This is a genomic window from Streptomonospora sp. PA3 (assembly GCF_009728995.1).
Lineage (GTDB): Bacteria > Actinomycetota > Actinomycetes > Streptosporangiales > Streptosporangiaceae > Streptomonospora.
The window spans coordinates 255203-281211 of record NZ_VTZW01000010.1 but is presented as its reverse complement, the minus strand read 5'-3'; the positions used below and the strand labels follow the sequence as shown (position 1 = coordinate 281211).

Here is a 26009-nt window from a genome sequence, read left to right as displayed (position 1 = left end):
AAGGGTTGCACCGGCGGGGCCGGGTATTCCAGGTTTGACCCCGACGGGGCCCGAAGCAGGCGAGAGGGGGAGCGGATGGTCCACAGGTACAGCAGCGCCGTGGTGGCCGAGGGGCCGCTGGTCTTCGTCTCGGGCCAGGTGCCGCTGGACGCCGACGGCATGGTCGCCGACGGCGACGCCGTCACCCAGGCCCGCCAGGCGCTGCGCAACGTCGACGCCGCGCTGGCCGAGCACGGCAGCGATGCCCGCCACCTGGTCAAACTCACCTACTACCTGCGCCACATGGCCGATTTGGAGGATGTGCGCCGGGTCCTGGACGAGTACCTGGTCCACGAACCCCGGCCCGCGAGCACCCTGGTGGAGGTGAGCGGACTCGTGGACCCGCGCTTCCTGATCGAGGTCGACGCCGTGGCGCGGCTGCCGCGCGGGCAGCGCTCCGCCGAGGCGCGATGAGCACGGGGCCGGACAAGCACCGGGAGCTGATCGAGGACCTGCGCGGCCACCTGGCGGTCGACCGGTCGCCGCACACGGTGCGCGCCTACCTCGGCGACGCCCGGGCGCTGCTGGACTACCTCGACGAGACCGGCCGCGGCCTCGGCGGCCTCGACCTCGCGGCGCTGCGCGGATGGCTGGCCCGCATGCGCGACCGGGGCGCCGGGCGCTCGACGATGGCGCGGCGGGTGGCCGCCGCCCGGGTGTTCACCGCGTTCCTGCACAGCACCGGCCGGATCGCCCAGGACCCCGGGCCGCAGCTTTCCGCGCCCCGCCCGAACCGGCCGCTGCCCGCGGTCCTCAGTGAGCGCGAGACCGCCGCCGCACTCGCCCCGGAGCAGGCGGCGCCCGCCGGCACGAGCGCGGTGGGGCTGCGCGGCCGCGCGGTGGTCGAGGTGCTCTACGCCACCGGGATCCGCGTGGCCGAGCTGTGCGGCCTCGATGTGGACGACGTCGACCGGGAGCGCCGCACCCTCCGCGTCCGCGGCAAAGGCGGCAAGGAGCGCGTGGTGCCCGTGGGAGCGCCCGCCCTGGAGGCCGTGGGCGCCTGGCTGCTGGAGGGCCGCCCGCGGCTGGCCGCGCCCGCCGGCGGCCCCGCGCTGTTCCTCGGGGCCAGAGGCGGTCGGCTGGGCACCCGTTCGGCGCGTCGCGACGTGCACGCCTACCTCCGCGCCCACGGCACGGACTCCGCGCCGCACGGCCTTCGCCACAGCGCCGCCACCCACCTGCTGAACGGGGGCGCCGACCTGCGCAGCGTGCAGGAGATCCTCGGCCACGCCTCGCTGTCCAGCACCCAGATCTACACCCACGTCTCGATCGAGCGCCTGACCCGCACCTACAACCGGGCCCACCCGCGGGCCTGACCCCGGCCCGCGGCCGCCGCGCGGCCGGGTGGGGCAGCAACCGCACCGGCGCCCGCCCCAGCAGCGCGAGCGGATCGAGGTAGGCCGGGCCGCTGCGCAGCCCCCAGTGCAGGCACGGCCGCCCGCCGCAGTGCCGGCGCGCCCCCGCGACGACGCCCACCACCGTGCCCGCCGCCACCCGCCGGCCGCGCTCCACCCGCGGCCGGACCGGCAGGTAGGTGGTGCGCAGGCCGCCGTGGTCGATGCTGACGACACCCGTACCGGCCACCGTCCCGGCGAAGGCCACCCGCCCGCCGGCGGCCGCGTAGACCTCGCCGCCCGGTTCGGCCGCCAGATCGACCCCGCGGTGGCCCGGCAACCAGCGCTGCGCGGGCGGATCGAAGGGCCGCAGCACGCGCACGGGCTCGGGCAGCGGCCGGTGCCAGGGGCCCGCCCGCGCGCGGGCGGGCGCGGCCGCCCAGACCAGCACGAGCGCAAGGGCGGCCAGACCCGACAGGAGGGCGAGGGCGGGGACGCGGTGCTGAGGCGGCATGGGTCCAGGCTCGACTGTGCGCACCCCTGCCGCCAGCCGGATCCGCGGGCTGTGGACGGCAGCGCGGACCGCCGCGGACGAGGCGACGCACCCGTCAGCCGCGCCGGAAACCCGCTCGCGCGGTCCTTGACACGAGCGGGCGCCCGTCGATAGGCGCCGACGCGGCCCGAGGGCGGCTAGAATTCCTAGAGGCTCACTGCGAGCCGACCAATACGCACGCTTCCGTGCCTTCCCAGGGAGGGGCCGCTCTCACGGTCCATGCCGCCTCGGCGGTGTGGCGGAGCGGTCGGGGCGTCAGGAGCAACCGGAAGGCGGGTCCGCCCGCCGTACTAGGAGGACCGAGTCATGGCCACAGTCGTGACGATCCGTCAGCTGCTGGAAAGCGGTGTGCACTTCGGGCACCAGACGCGGCGCTGGAACCCGAAGATGAAGCGCTTCATCTTCACCGAGCGCAACGGCATCTACATCATCGACCTGCAGAAGTCGCTGGCCTACATCGACCGCGCCTACGAGTTCGTCAAGGAGACGGTCGCCCACGGCGGCACCATCCTCTTCGTCGGCACCAAGAAGCAGGCGCAGGAGGCCATCGACGAGCAGGCCCGCCGGGTCGGGATGCCGTTCGTGAACCAGCGCTGGCTGGGCGGCATGCTCACCAACTTCTCCACCGTCCACAAGCGGCTTCAGCGCCTCAAGGAGCTCGAGGAGATCGACTTCGACGACGTCGCCGCCTCGGGGCTGACCAAGAAGGAGCTGCTCGGGCTGCGCCGCGAGAAGGAGAAGCTGGAGCGCACCCTCGGCGGTATCCGCGACATGTCCCGCGTGCCCAGCGCGGTGTGGATCGTGGACACCAAGAAGGAGCACATCGCGATCAGCGAGGCCCGCAAGCTGAACATCCCGGTCGTGGCGATCCTGGACACCAACTGCGACCCCGACGAGGTCGACTACCCGATCCCGGGCAACGACGACGCGATCCGCAGCGTCAGCCTGCTCACCCGCGTCGTCGCCGACGCCGTCGCCGACGGCCTGCTCGCCCGGTCGGGCGCCTCTACCGCCGGCGCCGAGAAGTCCGGCGAGGAGCCGCTGGCCGAGTGGGAGCGCGAGCTGCTGGAGAAGGGCGAGGCCGCCGAGGCCCCGGCCGCCCAGCCGGAGCAGGAGCAGCCCGGGACCGAGGTTCCCGCCGCGGCCCAGGCTCCGGCGGCTGAGGCCGAGGCCCCCGCGCCTGCGGCCGAGGCTCCCGCGGCTGAGGCCGAGGGCTCGAAGGAAGCCTGACGCCCCTCAGGTGATCGCCGGCCCCCGCGCCCCGCACCAGGCGCGGGGGCCATCCCGGGCCGCCCGCGGTCCGGGGACCCGTGAGACCCGTCGACCCAACCAAGGGGATTTGAGAAACCGCCATGGCGAACTACACCGCCGCTGACGTGAAGAGGCTCCGCGACATGACCGGCGCGGGCATGATGGACTGCAAGAAGGCGCTGGAGGACAGCGACGGCGACTTCGACAAGGCCGTCGAGTTCCTGCGCGTCAAAGGCGCCAAGGCCGTCGGCAAGCGCGCCGAGCGCTCCACCACCAACGGCCTGGTGGCGCTGAAGCAGGACGACGACACCTCGGCCGTGCTGGTCGAGCTGGGCTGCGAGACCGACTTCGTGGCCAAGAACGAGCAGTTCCAGCAGCTCGCCGCCGACATCGCCGACTTCGCCGCGGCCGCCGACGTCGAGGACCTCGCCGGGCTGGCCAACAGCCAGTTCTCCGAGGGCAAGACCGTGCAGACCGTCATCGAGGAACGCAGCGCCGTCATCGGCGAGAAGCTGGAGCTGCGGCGCTTCGCCAAGTTCGCGGGCGCCTACGTCGCCAGCTACCTGCACAAGTCCGACCCCGACCTGCCGCCGACGATGGGCGTCCTGGTCGAGCTGGACAAGGCCGACGCCGAGGTCGGAAAGGACCTCGCCCAGCAGATCGCCGCGCTCGCCCCGGCCTACGTCAGCAAGGACGACGTCCCCGAGGAGACCGTCGCCAGCGAGCGCCGCATCGCCGAGGCCACCGCCCGCGAGGAGGGCAAGCCCGAGCAGGCGCTGCCCAAGATCATCGAGGGCCGGGTGAACGGCTTCTTCAAGGACGCCACCCTGCTCGCCCAGCCTTTCGTCAAGGACAACAAGAAGACGGTCCAGCAGATCGTCGACGAAGCCGGTGTCACGGTGCTCCGCTTCGTGCGCTTCAAGGTCGGCCAGTCCTAGTCCGTTTGACATGATGGAGGTGTCGGGGCCCAGCCGCCCCGGCACCTTCGGTGGATCAGGCGGGGTTCGGCCCGGCGGAGTTCGGCCGCCCCGCACCGCAAAACCACTCGGGGGAACCAGAAGGAGGCCGAGCGCCGTGTCGGAGACCGAAGGCCATACCGCCGCGGAGGCCCCAGCCATGCACGACTCTGGCTGGAAGCGTGTCGTTTTGAAGCTGTCCGGCGAGGCGTTCGCCGGCGGTGAGGACCTCGGGATCGACGCCGCGGTGGTCGAGTACCTCGCCGAGTCGATCGCCGCCGCCGTGGCCGAGGGGATCGAGGTCGCCGTGGTCGTCGGCGGCGGCAACATGTTCCGCGGCGCAGCGCTGTCCCAGCGCGGCATGGAACGCGGCCGGGCCGACTACATGGGGATGCTGGGCACGGTCATCAACTGCCTCGCGCTGCAGGACTTCCTGGAGCGCCAGGGGGTCGAAACCCGCGTGCAGACCGCCATCCACATGAGCCAGGTCGCCGAGGCCTACATCCCGCGCCGGGCCGTCCGCCACCTGGAGAAGGGCCGCGTCGTCATCTTCGGCGCCGGCCTGGGCGCCCCGTTCTTCTCCACCGACACCACGGCCGCCCAGCGCGCCCTGGAGATCGGTGCGCAGGCCGTGCTCAAGGGCACCCAGGTCGACGGGGTCTACGACTCCGACCCGCAGCGCAACCCCAACGCGGTCAAGTTCGACCGCCTGGACTACAACGAGGTGCTGACCACCGGCCTGAAATTCATGGACGCCACCGCGGTGAGCCTGTGCATGGACAACGGCCTGCCCATCGTGGTCTTCGACCTGATGGCCGAGGGCAACATCGTCCGCGCGGTGCGCGGCGAGAAGATCGGCACCATCGTGTGCCGGTCCGACCACTGACACGGCGCCGACCTCCGACAGCCGACAGATGGACTGAAGCGACACACGGGAGCCCCAATGATCGAAGAGACCCTCCTCGAAGCCGAGGAGAAGATGGAGAAGGCCGTCGTGGTCGCCAAGGAGGACTTCGCCGCGATCCGCACCGGCCGCCCCGGACCGGCGACCTTCAACAAGATCACGGCCGAGTACTACGGCACCCAGACTCCGATCAACCAGCTCGCGTCGTTCTCGGTTCCCGAACCGCGCATGGTGGTCGTCTCCCCGTTCGACAAGACGTCGATGCAGGCGGTCGAGAAGGCCATCCGCGACAGTGACCTGGGCGTCAACCCGGCCAACGACGGCAACATCATCCGCGTGGTGTTCCCCGAGCTGTCCGAGGAGCGCCGCAAGGACTACATCAAGCTCGCGCGCAGCAAGGCCGAGGACGCCCGCGTGTCCATCCGCAACATCCGGCGCCATGCCAAGGACTCCATCGACAAGGCCGTCAAGGCCGGCGACATCGGCGAGGACGAGGGCCACCGCGCGCAGGAGGAGCTGGAGGAGACCACGCACAAGTACGTCGCCGAGGTCGACGAGCTGCTGAAGCACAAGGAATCCGAACTGCTCGAGGTCTAGCTCCTGTGACGTTCATAGAGCCCGGATCCGAGCAGGACGACGATCGCGGGAGGACCCAACCGCCGCCCGTCGAGCCCGGCGCGTCCGAGGACGCCGGGGCCGCCGGGGGCGCCTCGGACACGGATCCGCACACCGGCCGCGGTGTGCCGCTCGACGGCGCCTCGCCCAACGGGGCGGCGCCGGGCGGCGAGCCCCCCGGGGACGGCGGCGAGGGCGCGCGGCAGCGCTTCACGCTGCACAAGCCCGACGGCGAACCCGTGCGCACCGGGCGCAACCTGCCGGTGGCCATCGCCAGCGGGGTGGCGCTGGGCGCGCTCGTCCTCCTGTCCATCTACCCCTTCTCGGCCGGGTTCGTCGCCATCACCTCCGCGGCGACGCTGATCTGCCTGCGCGAGCTGAACCGGGGCCTGGGCGCCCGCGGCGGGCGGCTCGCGCTGTGGCCGCTGGCGCTGGGCGGCGTGGCCATGCAGGTCTGCGCCTACTTCGGCGGCGCCCAGTGGCTCGTGGGGGCCGCGGCGCTGACGGCCATCGCGGCGCTGTCGTGGCGGCTGCGCGACGGAGCCGACGGCTATGTCCGCGACGCCGGCGCGAACCTGCTCGTTCTCGTCTACGTCCCGTTCCTGCTGGGCACCTGGCAGCTGCTGATCGCCACACCCGGCGACGGGCAGGAGCGGCTGATCGCGTTCATCATCGTCACCATCAGCAGCGACATCGGCGGCTACTTCGCCGGGATCCTCATGGGCCGGCACAAGATGGCGCCGGTGATCAGCCCGAACAAGACCTGGGAGGGCTTCGCGGGCTCGGTCCTGGCGTGCATGCTCGCGGGGGCCCTGACCGTGTCGCTCATGCTCGACGGCGCGGTGTGGGCGGGCGCGGTGCTGGGCGTGGCCGTGGTGGTGGCGGCCACCGTCGGCGACCTGATCGAGTCCCTCGTCAAACGCGACCTCGGGGTCAAGGACATGGGCCGGTTCATGCCCGGCCACGGCGGCCTACTCGACCGGGTCGACTCGCTGCTGATCGCCGGGCCGGTGGCCTGGGTCGTGCTGACGCTGCTGGTGCCCTGACTCCGCCCGCCGGGCCCGCCGCCCGCGCCCTCAGGCGCGGGTCAGCCTGCGCACGCCGGGCACGCTGACGGCGGCCAGGCACGCCAGCACGATGAGCACGGCGCCGCCCGCCAGCGTCGGGCGCAGGCCCGCCAGCGCCGCCAGCGGACCGGCCGCGGCCTCGCCGAGCGGCAGGGCGACGAAGGAGCCCAGCGCGTCGTAGGAGTAGACCCGCGCGAGCTTGTCGGCCGGGATGTTCTGCTGGACCGAAACCTCCCAGGCCACGCCGAACTGCTCCAGGGCGACCCCGGTGAGGAACATCGCCGGCAGCAGGAACGGCACCGCGGGCGCATAGCCCAGGGTCAGCAGCGGCAGCGCGTCCAGCGCGGTGAGCGACACCCCGAACAGCAGCGCGCGGCGCGGCTGCCAGCGGGCCGCCAGCAGCCCGCCCACCACGGCGCCCGCCGTCTCCGCGGAGAGGACCACGCCCCACAGCCCGCGCCCGATCGTCTCGTCGGCGACGGCGGGGCCTAGCACCTTCACCCCGCCCGCCCAGACCGCGTTGACGATCATGAACTGCAGCACCACGACCCACACCCACGGCCGGGCGGTGAACTCGCTCCACCCCTCGGCGAGGTCGCGCAGCGGGCGGCCGGACCCGCTGGGCGCCGGCGCAGCGACCCGCACGAAGTGGAACGCCGCACCGGCGGCGGCGAAGACCGCCGCGTTGCCCGCCAGCGACCACCCCGGCCCCGCCAGGCCCACCGCGCCGCCGCCCGCCGACATCCCGACGGCCATGCCGAGCATGATGCCCATCCGCGCCACCGCGTTGGCCTGGCGCAGCAGGTGCGCGGGGACCGTCTGGGGCGTCAGGGAGACGGCGGCGGGCAGGCCCACGGCCGCCACCGCGCCGTTGACCAGGCTCAGCGCGGCCAGGAACGGGACCGAGGCGAATCCGGTCAGCACGCCGGCGGCGATGGCCGCCTGCGAGGCCGCCGCCACGGCGCAGGCGCCCTGCAGGATCACCGTGCGCGGCAGCCGGTCGGCCAGGACTCCGCCCATCAGCGCGAAGACCACCAGGGCCAGCGACCGCGCACCCAGCACCAGTCCCAGGTCCACCGGCGAGCCGGTGAGGTCGAGGACGGCGAAGGCCAGTGCGACCGTGGCCAGCGCGTTGCCGAAGTACATCAGGGACCGCCCGGCGGCCAGTCCGCGGAAGTCGCGGTAGCGCAGCGGTGCGCGCACGCCCTCGCCGCCCCGCGGCGGGCGCGTGAGCCCGGCCGGATCCTCGGTCGCGCTCACCGGTCCCCGCCGGGGGCTTCGCGGTCGCCGTCTTCGGGCTCGTCGGAGGCGAGCGCGAACATGACGAGGGTGGTGCTGGTGGGGATCGTGCCGGGGGTATGCGGAGGACGGGCGGCGGTGTGCAGCCGGTCGGCGGCGTCGGAGACGGTTCGGACCAATCGGTCCCATTCCTCGCGGTCGACCCACACCTCCGCGTCCGTGAGGTGGTCGGGGCCCTGGCCGAGCCCCTGCGCGGCGCGCCGCTGCAGCTCCGCGGCAAGGGCGGTGACGGCCTCGGGGTGGCCGGCGCCGGCCGGTCCCGCCGCCAGCGCCGCCGGGCCGTCGGCCGGATCGTGCCGGTAGCGCCGCGCGAGACCGCCCGAGATCCGCACCTCCTCGGCGACCCGCACCAGTCCGCCCTCGTGCAGCCGCCGCAGGTGGTAGCTGACGTTGGCCTGGGTCTCGCCGAGCTCGCGCGCGGCCTCGGCCGCGCTCAGCGCCTGGGCGGTGAGCAGCGAGAGCAGCCGCAGCCGCAGCGGGTGGGCGAGCAGCCGCAGCCCGGTCAGGTCCGGGGAGTGGGAGTGGGCAGGCATGGCGGGAACGCTACGCCGCCGCCGGCCAACCGTCAAAGGAATATTTGAGGGTTGGCAGGGAGGGCCGAGAGGTCGCCGCGGGGCGGTCGGCGGCCGCCGGATGCGCGGAAGTCGCCGACGCCGGAGCGGCGGTCCTGGCACGCTGGTGCCAGAAGGACGGGAGGAGAGCCCATGGAGTCCTGGCCGCTGCGGGACACGCTGGGCAGGATCCTGATGGATCTGGCCGGGTTGAAGATCATCGACTACCACAGCACCGAGGAGACGCCGCAAGGCCGCGTCCACCGCATCACCACCGCGCACGGCTACGAGGTGGCCCTGACCGACGCCGACGTGGCGCCGTTCGCGCTGGGCGCGGGCGCCGCGGACTTCAACCGGACCCACACCTACAACGCCGTCTCCGACCTCGTCGACGACGTCGTAGCGCAGCGCTGGCCCTGACGCCGCGCCGGTGCCGCGGCGTCCGTCAGCCCAGGATCCAGCTGCGCCCCTCGGCGGCGAGCTTGTCGAGCAGGGTCGCCGAGTCGTGTTCCTTGGCGAAGAGGTGCTCGGGGCGCGTGATCGGGACGATCCACAGCCACGTGACGGGATCGCCGTGGAACGTCAGCCCGGAGGTGTCGGGCGGAAGCTGCCCCGACGGCCCGCTCAGCGGCCCGGGGTCGGCCACCAGCAGCACCGCCGCGCTGTTGCCGCGCATGGCCGTGTCCTCCGGGTTGTCCAGCCACTTGACGCTGTGCCCGGCGCCGAACCAGGTGACCGCCCGCCAGGGGAAGGCGCCGATCCAGCGGAAGATGCGCGCCGCCACGTGGGCCCGGGTGGTGGTGGCCAGCGCCAGCTCGATGCGGGCATAGGCCGAGGTGTCGGCCATGTAGCGGTCCAGCGTGGGCATCCGCTGCCCGCACATGCCCACCGTGCTCAGCACGGTGTAGGGCCGGTCGCCGGAGGGCGGCCGCTCGGAGACGCGGATCAGCGGGGCGTGGCCGTCGGAGACGTCCCAGTAGTGCCCGGCGGGCCCGACGGTGCGGGTGAGGTGGTTGAACACGGTGCGCTGCACGCTGCGCCAGGCGTTGGGCGCGGCCCGCCAGTCCCAGTAGGCCTCGGCGTGCACCACCCGCGGCCACAGCTGCTCGGCCACCGGATCCAGCGCCCAGGCATAGGGGGTGCGCCCGATGGCCTCGCGCGCGTAGCCGGGCAGACCGCTGTCGGCCTCGGCCCACCCCGGGATGATCGCCAGCAGGCCGTCGTCGTCGAGGAGCGCCACGCCGTCGCCCTCCTCGAACCACACCGCGCGCAGCGCGGACTCGTCGAAGGGCGCGCGCCCCTGCGGATGCTTGGTCTGGGCGGCCGGCATCAGGGGCGCCTGACCGCGGTACAGGCCCTCCGGGGCGCTGGACTCCGGAGCCATCTCGTGGTTGGCCAGCCACACGGGCACGCGGATGGAGCCTCGGGCGTCCAGGAGGTAGGCGGCCGTGGTGCGGGAGTCGTACTCGACGATGACGCGGCGGCTGCGGTAGGGGCTGAACTGGTCGAGGAGGACGCGCGCCTTGGCCACCTGCCCTCCTTGTCGGCTCTCGTCGCTGCGGCTGCGGCGGGAGGGCCCGGGAGGTCCGCGGGGGCACGGGACCGGGCGCCACCGGACGGCGCCGCGCGGACGCCGCATAGTATGAACCGTAGTGCCCGACCGGGCGGCGCCCGGCGGTACCACGGCTTCCGCCGCCAATGGCCGTATAGGCCCCTAAAGTACCGCGCCTGGCCGGTTCCGTCTCCGGCCGCCGCCTCCTTCCGATCCGCCTTGGACACCGATGCCTGCCGAGCTCACCTTCGCCGCGCCCCGCAGGGCCGCGCCGCCCCGCCATCTCGCCGACCTCGCCCCCGACGAGCGCAGCGGCGCCGTCGCCGAACTCGGCGAGAAGCCGTTCCGTGCCAAGCAGATCGCCCAGCACTACTTCGGCCGGCTGGAGTCGGACACCGCAGCGATGACCGACCTGCCGGCCGCGGTGCGCGAGAGGCTCGGCGAGGCGCTGCTGCCACCCCTGCTCACTCCGGTGCGCCATGTCACCTGCGATAACGGGATGACCCGCAAGACGCTGTGGCGCGCGTTCGACGGCGTGCTGTTCGAGTCGGTGCTGATGCGCTACCCCGACCGGATCACGCTGTGCGTCTCCTCCCAGGCCGGCTGCGGCATGAACTGCCCCTTCTGCGCGACCGGGCAGAACGGGCTCACCCGCAACCTCTCCACCGGCGAGATCGTGGACCAGGTCGTCTCGGTCGCGCGCGACCTCGCCCGCGGCGAGGTCGCCGGCGGCCCCGGGCGCATCAGCAACATCGTGTTCATGGGCATGGGCGAGCCGCTGGCCAACTACCGGCGCGTGCTCGACTCCGTGCGCCGCATGACCGACCCCGTGCCCGGCGGGCTGGGCATGTCCCAGCGCGGTGTCACCGTCTCGACGGTGGGGCTGGTGCCGGCGATCGACAAGCTGATCGCCGAGCGCATGCAGGTCCGGCTGGCCATCTCGCTGCACGCCCCCGACGACGAGCTGCGCGACGAGCTGGTTCCGGTGAACAACCGCTGGAAGGTGGCCGAGGTGCTCGACGCCGCCTGGCGCTACGCCGGCACCACCGGCCGCCGGGTCTCGGTGGAGTACGCCCTGATCCGCGACATCAACGACCAGGCCTGGCGGGCCGATCTGCTGGGCCGGCTGCTCAAGGGGCGCCTGGCGCACGTCAATCTGATCCCGCTGAACCCCACCCCGGGTTCCAAGTGGACCGCCTCGCGGCCGGAGGACGAACGCGAGTTCGTGCGCCGCCTTGAGGCGCACGGGGTTCCGGTCACCATCCGCGACACCCGCGGGCAGGAGATCGACGGTGCCTGCGGCCAGCTCGCCGCCGCCGAGCGCTAGCCCGGCCCCGGCCGGCGAGAACCGGAGCTGAGGCCGTGACCGAATCCCTCACCCAGACCGCGCTCGCCTTCCTGTTCGGCGCGGCCTCGGCGCTGGTTCCGGTGCTCAACGTGGAGCTGTACCTGGTGGGCATGGGGACGCTCAGGGGCGGGGTGCTGTTCGCCATGGCGGTGGCGGCCGGAATCGGCCAGACGGCGGGGAAGATCCTGTACTTCTACATCGGCCGCGGCGCGCTGAACATCCCCTGGCTCAAGCGGCGGTCGGAGGCCCCGTCGCGCTGGAAGGAGCGCGCGGAGCGCTGGCGCGCCAAGGCCGAGGGCCGGCCGCTGTGGACCGCCGGCCTGGTGGGTGTCAGCTCGCTGACCAGCATCCCGCCGTTCATGGTGGTGGCCGTGCTCGCGGGCACGCTGCGGATGCCGCTGGCGGCCTTCACCGCGGTGACGTTCGTGACCCGCACGGCCCGGTTCGCGGTCCTGGTCTATGCGCCGGGGCTTGCGCTGGGGCTGCTTTAGGCCGCGCGCCCTCAGCGGGTGCCCCAGGCGTAGGTCTGCTTGTGCAGGCGCAGGTACAGGAAGGTCTCGGTGCCGGTGACGGTGGGCACGGCGCGGATGGCGCTGAGCAGCGCGAGCAGCTGCTCGTCGTCGGCCGCCACCACCTCCACGAGGATGTCGAAGGAGCCGGCGGTGACCACCACGTAGTCGACGCCCTCCAGCTCGGAGATCTGGTCGGCCACCGCGGTCAGGTCGCCGTTGGAGCGCACCGCGATCATGGCCTGGCGGCTGAATCCGAGCATCATCGGGTCGGTCACGCCCACGACCTGCACGACCCCGGCCTCCAGCAGGCGCTGGACGCGCTGGCGCACGGCCGCTTCCGAGAGGCCCACGGCCTTGCCGATGGCGGCGTAGGAGCGCCGTCCGTCCTGCTGCAGCTGCTCGATGATGCGCTTGGCCGTCGCGTCGAGGTGGGCGCTCTTCCGGGCGGCCGGCGCCGTATCACCGTGGTCGGTCACAGAGTCCTCCGATTGGCATTAATGATTGTTCGCGCGCCACTTATCTCGTGAATCGGTGGTGATGGGGCTTCAATCCAACTGAATCAAGATACTCCAGGGGGATGTCGACGGCGGGACGCCTCAGGAGGAGAGTCTGCCCCGGACCGAGTCCAACGACAGTAGCGCCACATGCAGCGAGAGGCAGGTCTCGACGGAGTCGAGATCGACCTGGAGCACGTGGGAGATGCGGCGCAGCCGCTCGTAGAACGCCGGACGCGACAGGTGGGCGTTGGCCGCGGCCAGTGCCTTGTTGCGGCCTGAGGAGAGGTACTGGCGCAGCATCTCGGTCAGGTCGCTGCCGTGGCGGGCGTCGTAGTCCAGCAGCGGCCCCAGTTCCCGCTCGACATAGGTCTGCAGCCGCTCGTCGTCGCGGAACAGGTGCAGCAGCCCCCGCAGATGCAGGTCGGGCAGGCGGTAGAACGCGCGGCCGCCGTCGTCGCCCTGCTGGTGCAGCGCGACGTCGCCGACCTGCCGCGCCTCCAGGAACGACCTCCGCACGTCGCGGACTCCCTCGGCCGTGGAGCCCACCGCCAGTACCGCCTCCGCGCCGACCCGCTCGCGGATGCCCTCGGCCAGCCGGTGCAGATGGGACTCCAGACCGCCGGAGTCCGGAACGGCCAGCAGCACGCCCACGCGCATGTCGTCGATCGAGCCCACCAGCGCCGTCAGCCGCAGCGCCCGGCAGGTGCGCGCCACCCCTTCGGCGGTGTCGGACAGCCGCGCCTGAGCGGCTAGGCCGGTGCCCGGCTCCCGCAGCCGCAGCACCAGCCCCACCAGGCGGCGGCCGGACAGCGGGACGCCCACCGCGCGGGCGCGCACCAGCGCCTCCTCGGGGTCGGAGTAGGCGCGGTCGATGATCCCGGCGATGATGGTGCGGTGGGTCTGCCGCTCCAGGCTCTCCTGGTGGCGCTCCAGCAGCCGCCCCAGCGCCAGCGTGGTGGCCGCCCGCTCGATCAGCATGGTCTGGCGCGGGGTGGGCGCGGCGCCGGTGATGAGGATCAGCCGCCCCCAGTCCTGGCCGCGGGCGCCCACCATGGTGACCAGCCACCCCGTGGGGGCGTCGTGGGCGGTGCGCCCGCTGACGCGCACGCCGCGCGAGCGGCTCTCCCAGGAGGCCAGCAGCCGCCCGGGGTCCTCGCCGTTGAGGTCGCACACGAGCACCTGGTGCGCCAGGTTCTCCAGCACCACCGGACACCCGGAGAGCTCGGCGATCTCCCGCAGTACGCGGGCGGGGTGCGCGCCCTCGACCGAGAGCTCGGTGAAGACCTCGTGCAGCCGCTCGGACTCGCGCAGCTCCTCCAGCTGCCGGTTGACGACGCGGATGTGCACGGCCTCGGTGATCTCCACGAACCGGGCCTCGCGCTCCAGGGCCACCACGCAGATGCCGGCGTCGCGGGCCGGGCGCAGCAGTTCCTCGGGCAGCTGCGTCCGATACTTGCGGCCCAGTTCGACCGCGATGCCGGCCACCCCCGCCGAGGCGAGGCCGTCGATATAGGCTTGCAGGGACTCCGGGTCGTCGGGCATCGCGATGCCGGTGGTGAGCACCAGCTCCCCGCCGCGCAGCAGGTGCGCCAGATCGGTGACCTCGGCGATGTGCACCCAGCGCACGGCCACGTCGAGCCGGTCGGCGCCGACCACGACCCGCGGGCGTGCGCGTTGCACGGCCGGCAGTTCGAGCACGTCGGCGAGGGTGGGCAGCACGCCCCCAGTCTAGGGCCGGGCCCGCCGCCGGCCCGGGGAAACGGCCGGAACCGCCCGTCGGCCGCCCCGGCTCCGGCGGAACACCGATGATGACACCTTGTCAATCAGCGGCCTGTGAAACCGACACCATGCCGCTGGCCACCCGGCCGCGCGCGGAGTGAGACTGAACTCATGTCGGAACTGCTCGCTCGCCACCGCGCTGTCATGCCCTCGTGGCTCGCCCTCTACTACGACGAACCGATCGAGATCGCCGGCGGCAAAGGGGTCCGCCTCACCGACGCCGACGGCAACACCTACCTCGACTTCTTCGCCGGCATCCTCACCAACATGCTCGGCTACGACGTGGCCGAGGTCCGCGAGGCGGTGGAGCGCCAGCTGGCCACCGGCGTCGTGCACACCTCCACCCTCTACCTCCTGCGCGGCCAGGTCGAGCTCGCCGAGAAGATCGCCCGGCTCTCCGGCATCCCCGACGCCAAGGTCTTCTTCGCCAACTCCGGGACCGAGGCCAACGAGACCGCGCTGCTCCTGGCCACCTGCGCGCGCGGCAGCGATCAGGTGCTGGCCATGCGCAACAGCTACCACGGCCGCTCCTACGGCACCGTCGCCGTCACCGGCAACCGCGGGTGGAAGAACTCCGCGCTGTCCCCGCTCAACGTGCACTACCTGCACGGCACCGACCGCGACGCCCCCGCCTTCCGCGGCATGTCCGACGCCGACTACATCGACGCCTGCGTGGCCGACCTGCGCGACGTGCTGGCCACCGCGGCCGCCCCGGACGTCGCCTGCCTGATCGCCGAGCCGGTCCAGGGCGTCGGCGGCTTCACCATGCCGCCGCCGGGACTCTTCGCCGCCTACAAGGAGGTCCTCGACGAGGAGGGCGTGCTCTTCATCTCCGACGAGGTGCAGACCGGCTGGGGGCGCACCGGCACCGGCTTCTGGGGCATCAGCGAGCACGGCGTCACCCCTGACGCCATGACCTTCGCCAAGGGCCTGGGCAACGGGTTCGCCGTCGGCGGCGTCGTGGCGCGCGGCGATCTGATGGACGGGCTTACCGCCAACGGCGTCTCCACCTTCGGGGGCAACCCCGTGGCCATGGCCGCCGCCAACGCCACGCTCGACTACGTCCTCGACCACGACCTGCAGGCCAACGCCGCGCGCCTGGGGCCCATCGTGCTCGACGGGCTGCGGCCGCTGGCCCAGCTGCCCGCCGTGGGCGCGGTGCGCGGCAAGGGCCTGATGTTCTCGGTGGACATGGTCGACCCCGGCAGCGGGGCCCCCGCGCCCGACCTGGCATCGGCGGTGCTGGAGGCCGCCCGCCGCCGCGGGCTGCTGATCGGCAAGGGCGGGCTGCGCGGCAACGTGCTGCGCGCGGCCCCGCCGCTGACCGTCGAGGAGTCCGACGTCCGCGAGGCCCGCGACATCCTCGTCGAGGCCGTCACCGAGGTCGACGCCCAGGCGCGCTGACCCCGGCCCGGCCGACGACGGGGCCTTGTGGCCCGTCCCGCCGCGCGGCCGCCGCACCGGCGCGCCCCGCGGCGGCCGCCCCTGCCCGCGCCCGCCGCGTCTTCCCCCCGTTCCCGCCCGCCCCGACAGAGGACTCCGTCATGAGCAAGCACGTCACCCACTGGATCGGCGGCAAGCCCTTCGACGCCGCCGGCGCCGACCAGCGCCGCGCCGACATCGCCGACCCCGCCACCGGCGCCGTGGCCGGGACCGTCGACCTGGCCGGCCCCGCCGAGGTCGACGCCGCGGTCGCGGCCGCCCGCGCCGCCTTCCCGGCATGGCGCGACACCTCGCTGTCCGGACGCGCCTCGGTGCTCTTCCGCTTCCGCGAACTGGTGGCCGCCGGCAGCGGCGAACTGGCCCGCATCATCAGCGCCGAGCACGGCAAGGTCGTCTCCGACGCCGCCGGGGAGGTGGCGCGCGGCCTGGAGGTCGTCGAGTTCGCCTGCGGCATCCCGCACCTGCTCAAGGGCGCCTTCTCGGAGAACGTGTCCTCGCGGGTGGACGCCTACTCGATTCCCCAGCCGCTCGGGGTCGTCGCCGCGATCACCCCGTTCAACTTCCCGGCGATGGTGCCGATGTGGATGTTCCCCGTCGCGATCGCCTGCGGCAACACCGTGGTGCTCAAGCCCAGCGAGAAGGACCCTTCGGCCGCGGTGCGCCTCGCGGAGCTGTGGGCCCAGGCCGGGCTTCCCGACGGGGTGTTCAACGTCGTCCACGGCGACCGCGCCGCCGTGGACGCCCTGCTGGAGCACCGCGACGTCAAGGCGGTCAGCTTCGTGGGCTCCACACCCGTGGCCCGCTCCATCTACGCCACCGCCGCCGCCCGCGGCAAGCGCGTGCAGGCGCTGGGCGGTGCGAAGAACCACATGCTCGTGCTGCCCGACGCCGACCTCGACGCCGCGGCCGACGCCGCCGTCTCCGCGGGCTTCGGTTCGGCCGGCGAGCGGTGCATGGCCATCTCGGCGGTGGTGGCCACCGAGCCGATCGCCGACGAGCTGCTGGAGCGCATCAGGGAGCGCGTGGCGCGCCTGCGAGTGGGCCCGGGCGACGACGAGCGCAGCGAGATGGGGCCGCTGGTCACCAGAGAGCACCGCGACCGGGTCGCCGGCTATCTGGAGTCGGGCGTGCGCGAAGGCGCGACGCTGGCCATCGACGGGCGGACCCACCCGGTGCTGGGCGGGGGCGCCGACGGCTTCTGGCTGGGGCCGTCGCTGCTGGACCACGTCACCCCGCAGATGAGCTGCTACACCGACGAGATCTTCGGTCCCGTGCTGAGCATGCTGCGGGTGCCCGACCTGGACGCCGGGCTGGAGCTGATCAACGCCAACCCTTACGGCAACGGCACCGCCGTGTTCACCGGGGACGGCGCCGCCGCGCGCCGCTTCCAGAACGAGGTGGAGGTAGGCATGGTCGGGATCAATGTGCCCATCCCGGTGCCGATGGCCTACTACTCCTTCGGCGGGTGGAAGGACTCGCTGTTCGGCGACTCGCACATGCACGGCACCGAAGGCGTGCACTTCTACACCCGCACCAAGGCGGTGACGGCCCGCTGGCGCGCGGCTGCGGGCGGCCCCTCCGCCGCGACCGCGGCGGCCGGGCGCAGCGGGGTGAATCTGGGGTTTCCCACGAGCGGATGAGCGCGCACGGGCCGCGGCCGGCGATTCCGCTGAGAATATTCCGCCTACACGGGGTTTCGAGTCCGTCGCAGCCAGTATGGTGGAGGGGTAGCCGCCGCGGTGCCCGATCCGGCGCCGCGGCAGGCGATGCGGACGGCTTCCGGACGCGCGCTCATTCCCCTCCTCCCCCCGGAGCCGAGCGCGCCGGTGGCGGCGCTCCGGGGGCGGTTCCCCGGCCCCGGAGCGCGCCATTCGCCGGAACCGGCGGGGCGACCCCTGACCCTGCCGGAGTCCGCGCCGCCGCGCCTCACGCCGGCCTCGAACCGGCCGTGCGGGAGGCAGGTGACCCTGAGTGGCGGCGGTGCCGGCGGACTCCGGCCGGCGGGCGTCCCGCCGAGGTCAGTGGGCGGCCAAGGCGTGGTGGAGGGTGCTGGAGGCGTAGTCGGCGGCGAAGCCGGCGCACTCCTCGCACCCGAACAGCGGGCCGCCCTCGGAGGACGCTCCGAGGCGGCGGCGGGGCCGCGGCCACCGCGCGTGGCATACGGCGCAGGCGTCTCCCATCACCTGCGCGAACGTGAGTGCCCCCGCGTCAAAGAGGTGAATGTCGGTTGTGTCCGTATTTTCGATGTCTGAATCGCACATAATGCTCAGACCGCTCAACGTCCCTGCTCCCCCCGTGGTTTAGGACAGTCTGGCGGGCTTGCCGTGATCGCGTCTTATTGAATCAGAAGCGGTCTGCAACCGGAATAGCCCAGGCCGATTTTTGTTACGGAGAGACGAACATCGATCACCATCTGTGATGATCGGGTGAATGCGCAGCAGTGCGATCGGGGAGGAGAAAGGAGTTTTCGGACACCTGAAGGTCAGGGTGCGGCGGTCACGGTGAACCTGCGGAGCCGCAGCGCCGGGTTGGTCGACCGGACTTGTGCCACGCGGTCCGCGGAAATAGGTGCGACCGCAACCCCGTCCTGCTCACCGAGCGCTACGATACGGGTGCCCATGGGATCGACGATCATGCTGTTGCCGGCTCCTGTCGGGGCGTTCTGGCCGGCCGCCGCGACGTAGAGGGTGTTCTCGATCGCGCGGGCGCGCACCAGCGTGTCCCAGTGGTCCTCCTTCAGCGGCCCGGGGACCCATTCGGCCGCCAGCAGCAGCACGTGCGCCCCCGCGTCGGCGATGCGCCGGGTCACCTCGGGGAAGCGCAGGTCGTAGCACGTCTGCAGGCCGAAGGTCACTCCGCCGAGGGTGAACGTCTGCGGCTCCTCGATCGGCCCGGGCTCCACCACCTCCGACTCGGTCACACCGAAGGCGTCGTAGAGGTGCAGCTTGCGGTAGAGGGCCGTGATCCGGCCGCCCGGTTCCACGGCCACCAGCGTGTTGCGGAAGCGATCCGCGCCGGGCACCTCCTCGTTGACGCCCGCGACGACGACCGCCCCCGACTCGGCCGCCAGGCGGGCGAGTCCGCTGACGAACGCGCCGTCCAGGGGCTCGGCCGCGTCGACGAACCGCCGGTCGGTGCGGGGGGCGGTGAACATCGCGTACTCGGGCAGCAGCACGACGCCGGCACCGCGCTCGGCGGCCTCGGCGACCAGGCGGCCCGCCGTCGCCAGGTTCTCCAGCTTGTCCTCGCCGGGGGCGAACTGCGCGACTGCGACGTCGACCATGGGGACTCCCTACCTCTGACTCGGCACCCCCGGCGGTTCGCAGGCCGCGGGCCGGGAGTCCGCGCCGCGCGGTGCGGACCCGCCCGCCGGATACGGGGATGACCTGATTGTCCCCGAAGCGCGGGCCGCCGACCCATCCGGGGCCGCGGCGGGGCACGACCGGTCCGCGCACGGGCGCAGGCGGGTGCGGGTGGGCAGGCGGGGGCACGGGGCCAGGAGCCCGTGCGCGCGGGCGCCGGCGGACACCGGCGCCCGCGCAGGGACGCCGCAGAGGCGTATGGGCCGGCCGTTCGCCGGTCGGCGGGGGTCAGCCTCCGACGGGGTACTCCTGGCGGATCCTGACGTCGTTCTCGCTCTCGAACGCGGTGAGGAGGCGCTCGGCCTCGGCCTCGGTGTCGGCGTCCTCCAGTTCCTCGTGGACGGCGATCAGCTCGCGGGTCTGCTCCTCGACGTCGGCGGCGCGCAGCGCCTCGGCGGTGTCGGCGCTCAGGGCGCCGAACTGGCGGACGGCCGAGTAGTAGATGTCGGCGGTGCCCCGGCACAGCCAGTCGCCGTCGCAGATGGAGTACAGGTCGTCGCGGAAGTTCCGGTCGATGGCCAGTCTGTTGGACTCGGTGAAGCGGTTCTGCAGCTTGTAGTTGCGGTAGCCGAAGTCGTGCCGCTTGCAGCCGGGGTCGAAGTCGTAGCCGATCGGCTGATCGGGCGACCAGCTGCAGGAGTCGCTGCTCCAGTCGAGCTGGTCGCTGTAGGGGGCTTGGCCGCGAATGCCGATGAAGCTGTTCAGGGAGATTCCGAAGAGGTATTCGTCGGTGACGCGCCGGAGTTCGTCGGGTGGCAGGTCGGCGGCACTGGCGATCCCGGATCCGGTGAGGGCGAGCATGCCGGCGGCCGAAACGGCGATCACGGATTGTCCGATACGTCGAGCGGGATGACGCATGGGGGATTCCCTTTCGGGTGGTGCGGACGAGGCGACTACAGATTGATATGCGACTGTGCACGCACCGCGAAAGGGAGACGCGGCGAATGGGAAGTGATGGTTGTGTAACCGTCCGGATACCTGATGTGGCCGCCCCGGTCAGGTGCGGCGAAAACCCGGAATTCGACGGAACCGGAATACGGGAGCACGGGATCGCCGAGGGCGTCGCCCGCCTCCGGCGGCGAGCGTCCGATCCCGGCGGGCCGCGTGCGGAGCCCGCCCGCGGATCAGTCCGCCGGCTGGACGCGGCGGCCGATGACGCCTTCGGTCAGGGCGCGGACGATCTCGTCCAGGTCGCCCAGGTGGCCGACGTGGCCGGTGCGGCGGCGCACCTCGGCGCGGATCGCCGACGCGACGGGGTCGCTGCACAGGACCTCGGCCAGCGGCTCGGGCTCCATGGCGGCGCGCCAGGCGCGCAGCTCCTCCAGGCGGCCGCGGGCCACGGCGTCGCGCGAGAGCGGGACGAGGGCGTCGACGCGCGTCGTCAGAGGGGTGTCGGCGAGCAGGTCGACGTCGACGACGATTCCCGTGCCGTCGTCGCCCTCGCCGCCGCCGACGTGGTGCACCTGCCACACCCGGCCGTTGGTCAGCACGACCCATGCGACGCCCTCGGCGCCGGCGTGCAGCTTCGCCTGGCGCAGGTTGCGGGCGTCGAGTTCGGTGGCGCACGGCTTGACCTCGATGAAGGCGAAGAGGTCGCCGTCCAGCCGGATTCCGTAATCGACGGATTCGCCCTTGGTCCGGTATTCCGTGGTGAGTTCGCCGTACTTGTCGAACCCCAGACCCTCACTCAGGAAATCGGTCACCAAAAACCGGGTGTCGCCCTCGTTGGCGTCGCGGTCCAGCAGTTCGGTGAGGGGGCCGGTGAAACGCTCGACGGCGCCGGTGAGGCGGGAGCGGGCCGCGGCCTCCCATTCCGGAACGGAGTCGCCGAATTCGGGGAATTCCGCGGTCCTGTGCAGGATCTGCGTAGCATCCGAGTCCATGGGGTGCCGTTCCCGTTCCGTGTTCGCCGGCCCGAGCATCAGCCGGGGTGATGACCGCCGAAGGGGAACGATAACCGCCGCCGGTGATCTTGGCAAAGCGGGGCCGTGCCGGAGGACCGCCCCGGTGATCACCGGGACCGCCGCACCGCTGCTGTCTTTCCGCGTGCCGTTGTCACGGCCCCGCCATGCCCCGCTTCGGGTGCCGCACCGCCGCGCCGCGGGGCGGGCGGCGCGGCGCCGCCGTCGCCCCCCGTGCCGCGGTTCTCGCAGCACATCCCATGATCAGGCATTGACCCTGCAGCGGGGGCGTTCCTAACATCCCAGGGGAAGGTGAATCGGTTCAGTAGCTCGGGGCCGCCCCCGGGCGGCCGCTGCTGGGCCTTTCGATCACAGGAGCCGAGAAGGGTGGGCGTGGCCGCAAGTGCGAGCAGTGCCGGTGTGCGCGGTCGCGGCATCCGGCGTCCCTCCCGGCTCCCTCCTGGTCCGCGCCCGACCCCGCGGCGGCCGTGCCGCTCGTGCGGGACCGCAAGGGCGGGGCGGGAGTCCACGGCCGGAATCCCGGCTCTCCTGGCTGTTTGGGAGCGCTCCCAATGCGTTCCGGACCCGCCCACCGGCGGCGTCCCCGCTGCGGCGACAGCACGCCCCGATCCGCGCCCGCCGCGCCGACCGCGCGGCGGGCAGACGACGACTGAGGACACACGACCATGACTGCGAACGGACTCCCCGAACTGCCCCCCGATTTCCTGTTCGGCGCCGCCACGGCCTCCTACCAGATCGAGGGGGCCGTCGACGAGGGTGGCCGCGGCCCCTCCATCTGGGACACCTACAGCCACACGCCCGGAGCCGTCGACCGCGGCGAAACCGGTGACATCGCCTGCGACCACTACCACCGCTACCGCGAGGACGTCGCGCTGCTCGAGGAGCTGGGCGTCGACGCCTACCGCTTCTCCATCGCCTGGCCGCGGATCCTGCCCGCCGGCAGGGGGCCCGCCAACGCCGAGGGGCTGGCCTTCTACGATCGCCTGGTCGACGAGCTGCTGGGCGCGGGCATCGAGCCCGTCGCGACCCTCTACCACTGGGACCTGCCCCAGGCGCTGGAGGACGAGGGCGGCTGGCGCGTCCGCGGCACCGCGGAGGCTTTCGCGGAGTACGCCCGCATCGCCGCCGACCGCCTCGGCGACCGGGTGACCAGGTGGATCACGCTCAACGAGCCGTTCTGCTCGGCGTTCATCGGCCACGCCATCGGCCGCCACGCCCCCGGCACCCGCGAGGGCACCCCCGCGCTGGCCACCGCGCACCACCTGCTGCTGGCCCACGGCCTGGCTACGCACGAGCTGCGGGCCTCGGCGGTCGAGCACGGCCGCAGCGCCGAGGTCGGCATCACGCTGAACCTGGACCGGCTGATCCCGGCCACCGACTCCGCCGAGGACCACGCGGCCGTGGACCGCGCCGAGACGATGCACAACCGGGTCTGGCTGGACCCGCTGCTGGGCGGCCGCTATCCGCACAACGAGCAGGAGACCTGGGGCGAGCTCGCGGACGGCTCCTACCGCCGCGAGGGCGACCTGGAGATCATCGGCCGGCCCCTGGACTTCCTCGGCATCAACTACTACCGGCCGGGCAAGCTCAAGGACGCGCCCCACGACGAGCCGGACCCGGCACGGCGCACCGCGGCCGACATCCGCGTGGCCGACGTGCCCTTCGACGGTGTCCGGCACACGCAGATGGGCTGGCCCGTGGTGCCCGAGTCCTTCACCGACCTGCTGGTCGACGTCCACCGCCGCTACCCGAACCTGCCTCCCATCCTCATCACGGAGAACGGCTCGGCGGAGGCGGACGAGGACCGCACCGGCGCCCGGGTCCACGACAGCGACCGGATCGACTACATCCGCGAGCACCTCCTGGCGGTCGCCGCGGCGATCGAGGCGGGCGTGGACGTGCGCGGCTACTTCGTGTGGTCGCTGATGGACAACTTCGAATGGGCCTTCGGCTACGACCGCCGCTTCGGCATCGTCCGGGTCGACTACGACACCCTGGAGCGCACACCCAAGGACAGCTACCACTGGTACCGCGCGCTCATCCGGGAGCACGCCGCCAAGCGCGGCTGAGCACGCGCCGCGGCGCCCCGCGCCGCACACGGTCCACCGGCCCCGCGGACGGCGATGGCAGCGCCGCCGCGCGGGGCCGGTGCCGCCCCGGCGGGGCGGCCCGCGATGCGGCCTAGTACATCGGGCGGAGGGAGGCCGCCATCGTGTCGAGGACGCCGCTGTCGGGCGCCAGCGGTCCGCTGACGTCGGCGAAGGCGATGAAGTTGTAGACGGCGCCGCCCGCGGGCGAGAGGAACGACACCACCCGTACCACCGCCTGCCTGGGGTAGCAGTCGTACTCGGGCGCCTGGACCTTGACGGTGACCTGGTGGCCGGTCAGGCCGTTGGCGGCGAAGGCGACGACCGGGCCGGCGGACAGCTCGGCCGCGCCGTTCTCGTTGCTGTAGCCCAGCCGGGCCCACTTCTTCGCGGTCCCCAGAGCGGTCTGCGCGGTGTCTGCCGCCCCCTCCACCGTCGCGATCCCGCTGCGGCCGGGGTCGGGCGGGTAGCTGTAGCAGGGGCCCTGCCGGGCGCCGTAGACGGCGCTGCCGCCCATCATGACCCCGTCGGAGTCGCCGTCGCCGGTGAACCCGGTCACCACGCTCGGCGGCTCCGCGAACCAGGTCTCGGGAACGTCGTAGGCGACGCCGTGCTCCTCGACGGCGACGCCCTTCCAGCCCGCGGTGATGGCGGGGACCAGCGCCTCGGAGGCGTCGGCGGTCGGTGTGCTGATGGCCACCGGCGAGGGCTCGGGGCTCGCGGATGCGCCGCCGTCTCCGTCGTCCCCACCGCCGCCGGCGGCGGGCATGTCCGGCAGGCTCGGCACGGACAGGCCCTGGGCCATGATCACGACCAGGACGACGACGCCGACGCCCAGCAGGGAGACCGCCGACATGACGGCCACCGCGATACCGCGGCCCTGCTGCGGCCGGAACGGGACGGACTGCGGCGAAGCCGGGGGCTCGGGAGAAGGGGGTGTCATAGCGCTTCCGACGGTCGTGGTGGTCGCTTCGGTTCCCGCCGCGGAGCGGGCCGGGGCCCGGCCATTGTCGCGGACGGCCCGCTCGCGGGCGAGCCGGGGCCGCCCCGGAGCATGACACCTGTCATGGCCGATCCCTGACATCGCCGACTACAGCGCGCGTGCGGGGCTCGGCGAGTCTGGGGGCATGCACAGCGATCCCTCCGCGGCCCCGCCCGCGGCGCACCCCCGGTCTCCGTCCGACACGCCCCGGCGACGCCCCCGGCGCCCACTGCCTCCGCGCGCGCCGGGCCGCGTGTGGGCGGTGGCCGCAGCGATCGGTGCCGCGGCGGCGGTGGCCGCCTATACGGTCATGCCGGGCACGCCGCCCCCGCCTGCCGGCGGCCCCGGCTTCGAGGGCGATCCCGGGGTCCAGGACTCGGTGGCGGCGAGCATCGAAGGGCGCGAGAACCGCGTGCAGGGGCTCTCGGTCCTGGAGATCGACGGAGAGCAGACGCGGCGCCTGGTGGGCGGCACGACCGGCGGCGGCTCCGCGATGACCGCGCAGACGCCGTTCGAGACGGGATCGGTGTTCAAGGTCTTCACCGCGATGACCCTGGCCGACCTCGCGGCCGATGGCGAGACCTCCCTGGACCGCACGCTGGGCGAGGTCTTCGGCCACATCGAGTTCGCCTCGCCGAGGACGGCCGCGATCACCCTGGAGGAGCTGGCGACCCACCGCTCGGGCCTGCCGCGCATTCCCCCCGCGGGGATGGCCGCCGGCGTGCTCACCCCCTTCACCCTCACCGATCCCTACCGGGGACTTCCGCCGATCGAGGAGTCGCTGGCCGCGGTCGTGCCGGCCCGGGGCGGCCCGGAGTGGAGCTACTCCAACTTCGGCTACGCGGTCCTGGGCGCCGCCCTGGCCGAGGAGACCGGTATCCCGTTCCCGCGGCTGGTGCGCGAGCGCGTCTTCGCCCCGCTGGGCATGGACGACACCGTCATGCGCGGCGCCGATCTCGAAGGGCTGCCCGAGGGGGCCGCGCTGCCGCACGCGACGCCGGGCAAGCGCGTGCAACCGTGGAAGGCCGAGCACTACCTGCCGGTGGGCATCGGCACCTGGACCACCACGGCCGATCTCGAGCGGTTCCTGCGCGCGGTCATGGACGGCACCGCGCCGGGGATGGCGGCCATCGAGCCGGCCCGCGACGGCCCGGTGCCGGAGACCCGCATCGGACTGGGCTGGCTCACCACCGACTTCGGCGACGGCGTGGAAGTGGTGCAGCACAGCGGCGCGACCTACGGGTCCAGTGCCTTCATCGGCTTCCAGGGCGACCACGGCGCGATCGTGCTCTCCAACAGCTTCACCGCCGACGCATCCTACATCGGGCCGCGCCTGCTGGGCGCACCCGATGTGCCCCCCATGGCCGAGTCGCCGACCGTGCCCTCGACGGCCCTGGCGCTGGCGACCACTCTGCCGTTCGTGCTGCTGCCCGCGGTGCTCCCGCTCGCCCTCATGCTGCGCCGGCGCACCCTGGTGGGGCAGCGCCCGCTGGACCGGCTGCGTGTGGTGTCGATGACGGCGGGGGCGTCCGCGCTGCTGCTGGCCGGGCTGATGGTCGGCGACTGGGTCGCCACGCCGCCGGCGCTGTGGGCGGCGGCGGTCGGGGCGGTCGCCGCGGCGGCCGCGGTCGGCGTGTGGTTCTGGCCGCGTCTGGCCACCGAGGCGGGGCGGTGGCGGTGGCTGCACGTCGCCTGCTTCATCCTGTCGTTGGCGGCCTCGGGCGCGCTGGCGGCGACCGCGGCGCACTCCCTGCTGACCGTTTACGGCTAGGTCGCGTTCAAGAACGGCGGGGGTGCGGCTTTCCAAGAACCCACCGGGTGCCACCTGGGGCGGCCGCCATCGGGGTTGCGGCAATGGGCGCGGTTCGCGTAGCGCGGTCGCAGCTTGCCGCCGAGCGCACGCTGAACCTGCCAGATGGGACCGTGCCACTGGTGGCGCGGCTCGGGTGTGAAGGT

The 26009-nt window shown here is 73.1% G+C and carries 24 protein-coding genes and 1 pseudogene; 14 read left to right on the top strand and 11 right to left on the bottom strand.

What is annotated here, in order from left to right; genetic code table 11:
- Positions 1–75 precede the first annotated feature (75 nt).
- On the top strand, positions 76–453 hold the full coding sequence (locus FZ103_RS13425; protein ID WP_156001506.1) for a RidA family protein: 378 nt from the start codon (positions 76–78) through the stop codon (positions 451–453).
- Complete coding sequence (locus tag FZ103_RS13420) at positions 450–1355, top strand: tyrosine recombinase XerC (protein WP_156001505.1); 906 nt, start codon at positions 450–452, stop codon at positions 1353–1355. The genes FZ103_RS13425 and FZ103_RS13420 overlap by 4 nt, the downstream gene beginning before the upstream one ends.
- Before the next feature lie 130 nt (positions 1356–1485).
- On the opposite strand, the pseudogene FZ103_RS13415 reads toward FZ103_RS13420, so the two are convergent.
- Positions 1486–1887 (bottom strand): annotated as a pseudogene (locus tag FZ103_RS13415) (peptidoglycan DD-metalloendopeptidase family protein); the annotation flags it as partial.
- Positions 1888–2232: 345 nt separating this feature from the next.
- Between FZ103_RS13415 and rpsB the strand changes: the two are divergent.
- The 5 genes from rpsB to FZ103_RS13390 all read left to right on the top strand — a co-directional run bounded on the left by rpsB (position 2233) and on the right by FZ103_RS13390 (position 6698).
- Positions 2233–3156 carry a 30S ribosomal protein S2 gene (rpsB, locus tag FZ103_RS13410; RefSeq protein ID WP_156001504.1) on the top strand — a complete coding sequence of 308 codons (924 nt, stop codon included), beginning with the start codon at positions 2233–2235 and terminating at the stop codon, positions 3154–3156.
- Between the two features lie 122 nt (positions 3157–3278).
- Positions 3279–4115: a translation elongation factor Ts gene (tsf, locus tag FZ103_RS13405; protein WP_156001503.1), complete on the top strand. Its 837-nt coding sequence runs from the start codon at positions 3279–3281 to the stop codon at positions 4113–4115.
- 178 nt (positions 4116–4293) lie between these two features.
- A complete protein-coding gene (pyrH, locus tag FZ103_RS13400) occupies positions 4294–5019 on the top strand; it encodes a UMP kinase (RefSeq protein ID WP_222936752.1) in 726 nt (241 codons plus the stop codon).
- Positions 5020–5076: 57 nt separating this feature from the next.
- Positions 5077–5634, top strand: coding sequence for a ribosome recycling factor (gene frr / locus FZ103_RS13395; protein WP_156001502.1), 558 nt, complete (start codon positions 5077–5079; stop codon positions 5632–5634).
- Positions 5635–5867: 233 nt separating this feature from the next.
- Entirely contained in the window at positions 5868–6698 is an 831-nt protein-coding gene (locus tag FZ103_RS13390) for a phosphatidate cytidylyltransferase (RefSeq protein WP_156001757.1), read from the top strand.
- Between the two features lie 30 nt (positions 6699–6728).
- On the opposite strand, the gene FZ103_RS13385 is transcribed toward FZ103_RS13390, so the two are convergent.
- Positions 6729–7979 (bottom strand): MFS transporter, encoded by a 1251-nt coding sequence (locus tag FZ103_RS13385; RefSeq protein WP_186356250.1) that lies wholly within the window; start codon positions 7977–7979, stop codon positions 6729–6731.
- A complete protein-coding gene (locus FZ103_RS13380; RefSeq protein WP_156001501.1) occupies positions 7976–8551 on the bottom strand; it encodes a helix-turn-helix domain-containing protein in 576 nt (191 codons plus the stop codon). The genes FZ103_RS13385 and FZ103_RS13380 overlap by 4 nt, the downstream gene beginning before the upstream one ends.
- 171 nt (positions 8552–8722) lie before the next feature.
- Between FZ103_RS13380 and FZ103_RS13375 the strand changes: the two genes are divergently transcribed.
- A complete protein-coding gene (locus tag FZ103_RS13375; protein WP_156001755.1) occupies positions 8723–8989 on the top strand; it encodes a hypothetical protein in 267 nt (88 codons plus the stop codon).
- Positions 8990–9014: 25 nt separating this feature from the next.
- Here FZ103_RS13375 and FZ103_RS13370 read toward each other — a convergent pair whose 3' ends face one another.
- Positions 9015–10100: a suppressor of fused domain protein gene (locus tag FZ103_RS13370; RefSeq protein WP_186356249.1), complete on the bottom strand. Its 1086-nt coding sequence runs from the start codon at positions 10098–10100 to the stop codon at positions 9015–9017.
- Between the two features lie 250 nt (positions 10101–10350).
- On the opposite strand from FZ103_RS13370, the gene rlmN reads away from it, so the two are divergent.
- Both rlmN and FZ103_RS13360 read left to right on the top strand, forming a co-directional pair.
- On the top strand, positions 10351–11448 hold the full coding sequence (gene rlmN / locus FZ103_RS13365; RefSeq protein ID WP_156001499.1) for a 23S rRNA (adenine(2503)-C(2))-methyltransferase RlmN: 1098 nt from the start codon (positions 10351–10353) through the stop codon (positions 11446–11448).
- A 35-nt stretch (positions 11449–11483) separates the two neighbouring features.
- The gene (locus tag FZ103_RS13360; protein ID WP_343233516.1) at positions 11484–11960 is read left to right on the top strand and encodes a VTT domain-containing protein; all 477 of its coding nucleotides are present in this window, start codon (positions 11484–11486) and stop codon (positions 11958–11960) included.
- Positions 11961–11971: 11 nt separating this feature from the next.
- Here FZ103_RS13360 and FZ103_RS13355 read toward each other — a convergent pair whose 3' ends face one another.
- On the bottom strand, positions 11972–12457 hold the full coding sequence (locus FZ103_RS13355) for an Lrp/AsnC family transcriptional regulator (protein WP_186356248.1): 486 nt from the start codon (positions 12455–12457) through the stop codon (positions 11972–11974).
- Between the two features lie 120 nt (positions 12458–12577).
- Entirely contained in the window at positions 12578–14197 is a 1620-nt protein-coding gene (locus FZ103_RS13350) for a PucR family transcriptional regulator ligand-binding domain-containing protein (RefSeq protein WP_186356247.1), read from the bottom strand.
- Positions 14198–14368: 171 nt separating this feature from the next.
- Between FZ103_RS13350 and FZ103_RS13345 the strand changes: the two genes are divergently transcribed.
- Together FZ103_RS13345 and FZ103_RS13340 are read left to right on the top strand one after the other, a co-directional pair.
- Positions 14369–15661 (top strand): aspartate aminotransferase family protein, encoded by a 1293-nt coding sequence (locus tag FZ103_RS13345; RefSeq protein WP_156001498.1) that lies wholly within the window; start codon positions 14369–14371, stop codon positions 15659–15661.
- A 140-nt stretch (positions 15662–15801) separates the two neighbouring features.
- A complete protein-coding gene (locus FZ103_RS13340; protein WP_156001497.1) occupies positions 15802–17340 on the top strand; it encodes a CoA-acylating methylmalonate-semialdehyde dehydrogenase in 1539 nt (512 codons plus the stop codon).
- Positions 17341–17718: 378 nt separating this feature from the next.
- Here the strand turns inward: FZ103_RS13340 and FZ103_RS13335 are convergent, their stop codons facing one another.
- From FZ103_RS13335 to FZ103_RS13320, 4 genes are all read right to left on the bottom strand, one after another.
- Positions 17719–17880: a hypothetical protein gene (locus tag FZ103_RS13335; protein WP_343233515.1), complete on the bottom strand. Its 162-nt coding sequence runs from the start codon at positions 17878–17880 to the stop codon at positions 17719–17721.
- A 302-nt stretch (positions 17881–18182) separates the two neighbouring features.
- Positions 18183–18983, bottom strand: a complete 801-nt coding sequence (locus FZ103_RS13330; protein ID WP_156001496.1) for a carbon-nitrogen hydrolase family protein — start codon at positions 18981–18983, stop codon at positions 18183–18185.
- A gap of 307 nt (positions 18984–19290) precedes the next feature.
- The gene (locus FZ103_RS13325) at positions 19291–19887 is read right to left on the bottom strand and encodes a phospholipase (RefSeq protein WP_343233514.1); all 597 of its coding nucleotides are present in this window, start codon (positions 19885–19887) and stop codon (positions 19291–19293) included.
- A 299-nt stretch (positions 19888–20186) separates the two neighbouring features.
- Positions 20187–20945, bottom strand: coding sequence for a hypothetical protein (locus FZ103_RS13320; RefSeq protein WP_156001494.1), 759 nt, complete (start codon positions 20943–20945; stop codon positions 20187–20189).
- A gap of 704 nt (positions 20946–21649) precedes the next feature.
- Between FZ103_RS13320 and FZ103_RS13315 the strand changes: the two genes are divergently transcribed.
- Positions 21650–23053 carry a GH1 family beta-glucosidase gene (locus FZ103_RS13315; RefSeq protein WP_156001493.1) on the top strand — a complete coding sequence of 468 codons (1404 nt, stop codon included), beginning with the start codon at positions 21650–21652 and terminating at the stop codon, positions 23051–23053.
- Positions 23054–23165: 112 nt separating this feature from the next.
- Here the strand turns inward: FZ103_RS13315 and FZ103_RS13310 are convergent, their stop codons facing one another.
- Positions 23166–24014 (bottom strand): hypothetical protein, encoded by an 849-nt coding sequence (locus FZ103_RS13310; protein WP_156001492.1) that lies wholly within the window; start codon positions 24012–24014, stop codon positions 23166–23168.
- 301 nt (positions 24015–24315) lie between these two features.
- On the opposite strand from FZ103_RS13310, the gene FZ103_RS13305 reads away from it, so the two are divergent.
- The gene (locus tag FZ103_RS13305) at positions 24316–25824 is read left to right on the top strand and encodes a serine hydrolase domain-containing protein (RefSeq protein ID WP_186356246.1); all 1509 of its coding nucleotides are present in this window, start codon (positions 24316–24318) and stop codon (positions 25822–25824) included.
- The last annotated feature ends 185 nt before the right edge of the window (positions 25825–26009 follow it).

Bases quoted from the DNA above. Each gene is read 5' to 3' on its own strand.
- FZ103_RS13425 (WP_156001506.1), top strand. From the start codon at position 76: ATGGTCCACAGGTACAGCAGCGCCGTGGTGGCCGAGGGGCCGCTGGTC.
- FZ103_RS13420 (WP_156001505.1), top strand. From the start codon at position 450: ATGAGCACGGGGCCGGACAAGCACCGGGAGCTGATCGAGGACCTGCGC.
- rpsB (WP_156001504.1), top strand. From the start codon at position 2,233: ATGGCCACAGTCGTGACGATCCGTCAGCTGCTGGAAAGCGGTGTGCAC.
- tsf (WP_156001503.1), top strand. From the start codon at position 3,279: ATGGCGAACTACACCGCCGCTGACGTGAAGAGGCTCCGCGACATGACC.
- pyrH (WP_222936752.1), top strand. From the start codon at position 4,294: ATGCACGACTCTGGCTGGAAGCGTGTCGTTTTGAAGCTGTCCGGCGAG.
- frr (WP_156001502.1), top strand. From the start codon at position 5,077: ATGATCGAAGAGACCCTCCTCGAAGCCGAGGAGAAGATGGAGAAGGCC.
- FZ103_RS13380 (WP_156001501.1), bottom strand. From the start codon at position 8,551: ATGCCTGCCCACTCCCACTCCCCGGACCTGACCGGGCTGCGGCTGCTC.
- FZ103_RS13375 (WP_156001755.1), top strand. From the start codon at position 8,723: ATGGAGTCCTGGCCGCTGCGGGACACGCTGGGCAGGATCCTGATGGAT.
- rlmN (WP_156001499.1), top strand. From the start codon at position 10,351: ATGCCTGCCGAGCTCACCTTCGCCGCGCCCCGCAGGGCCGCGCCGCCC.
- FZ103_RS13345 (WP_156001498.1), top strand. From the start codon at position 14,369: ATGTCGGAACTGCTCGCTCGCCACCGCGCTGTCATGCCCTCGTGGCTC.
- FZ103_RS13340 (WP_156001497.1), top strand. From the start codon at position 15,802: ATGAGCAAGCACGTCACCCACTGGATCGGCGGCAAGCCCTTCGACGCC.
- FZ103_RS13335 (WP_343233515.1), bottom strand. From the start codon at position 17,880: ATGGGAGACGCCTGCGCCGTATGCCACGCGCGGTGGCCGCGGCCCCGC.
- FZ103_RS13330 (WP_156001496.1), bottom strand. From the start codon at position 18,983: ATGGTCGACGTCGCAGTCGCGCAGTTCGCCCCCGGCGAGGACAAGCTG.
- FZ103_RS13320 (WP_156001494.1), bottom strand. From the start codon at position 20,945: ATGGACTCGGATGCTACGCAGATCCTGCACAGGACCGCGGAATTCCCC.
- FZ103_RS13315 (WP_156001493.1), top strand. From the start codon at position 21,650: ATGACTGCGAACGGACTCCCCGAACTGCCCCCCGATTTCCTGTTCGGC.
- FZ103_RS13310 (WP_156001492.1), bottom strand. From the start codon at position 24,014: ATGACACCCCCTTCTCCCGAGCCCCCGGCTTCGCCGCAGTCCGTCCCG.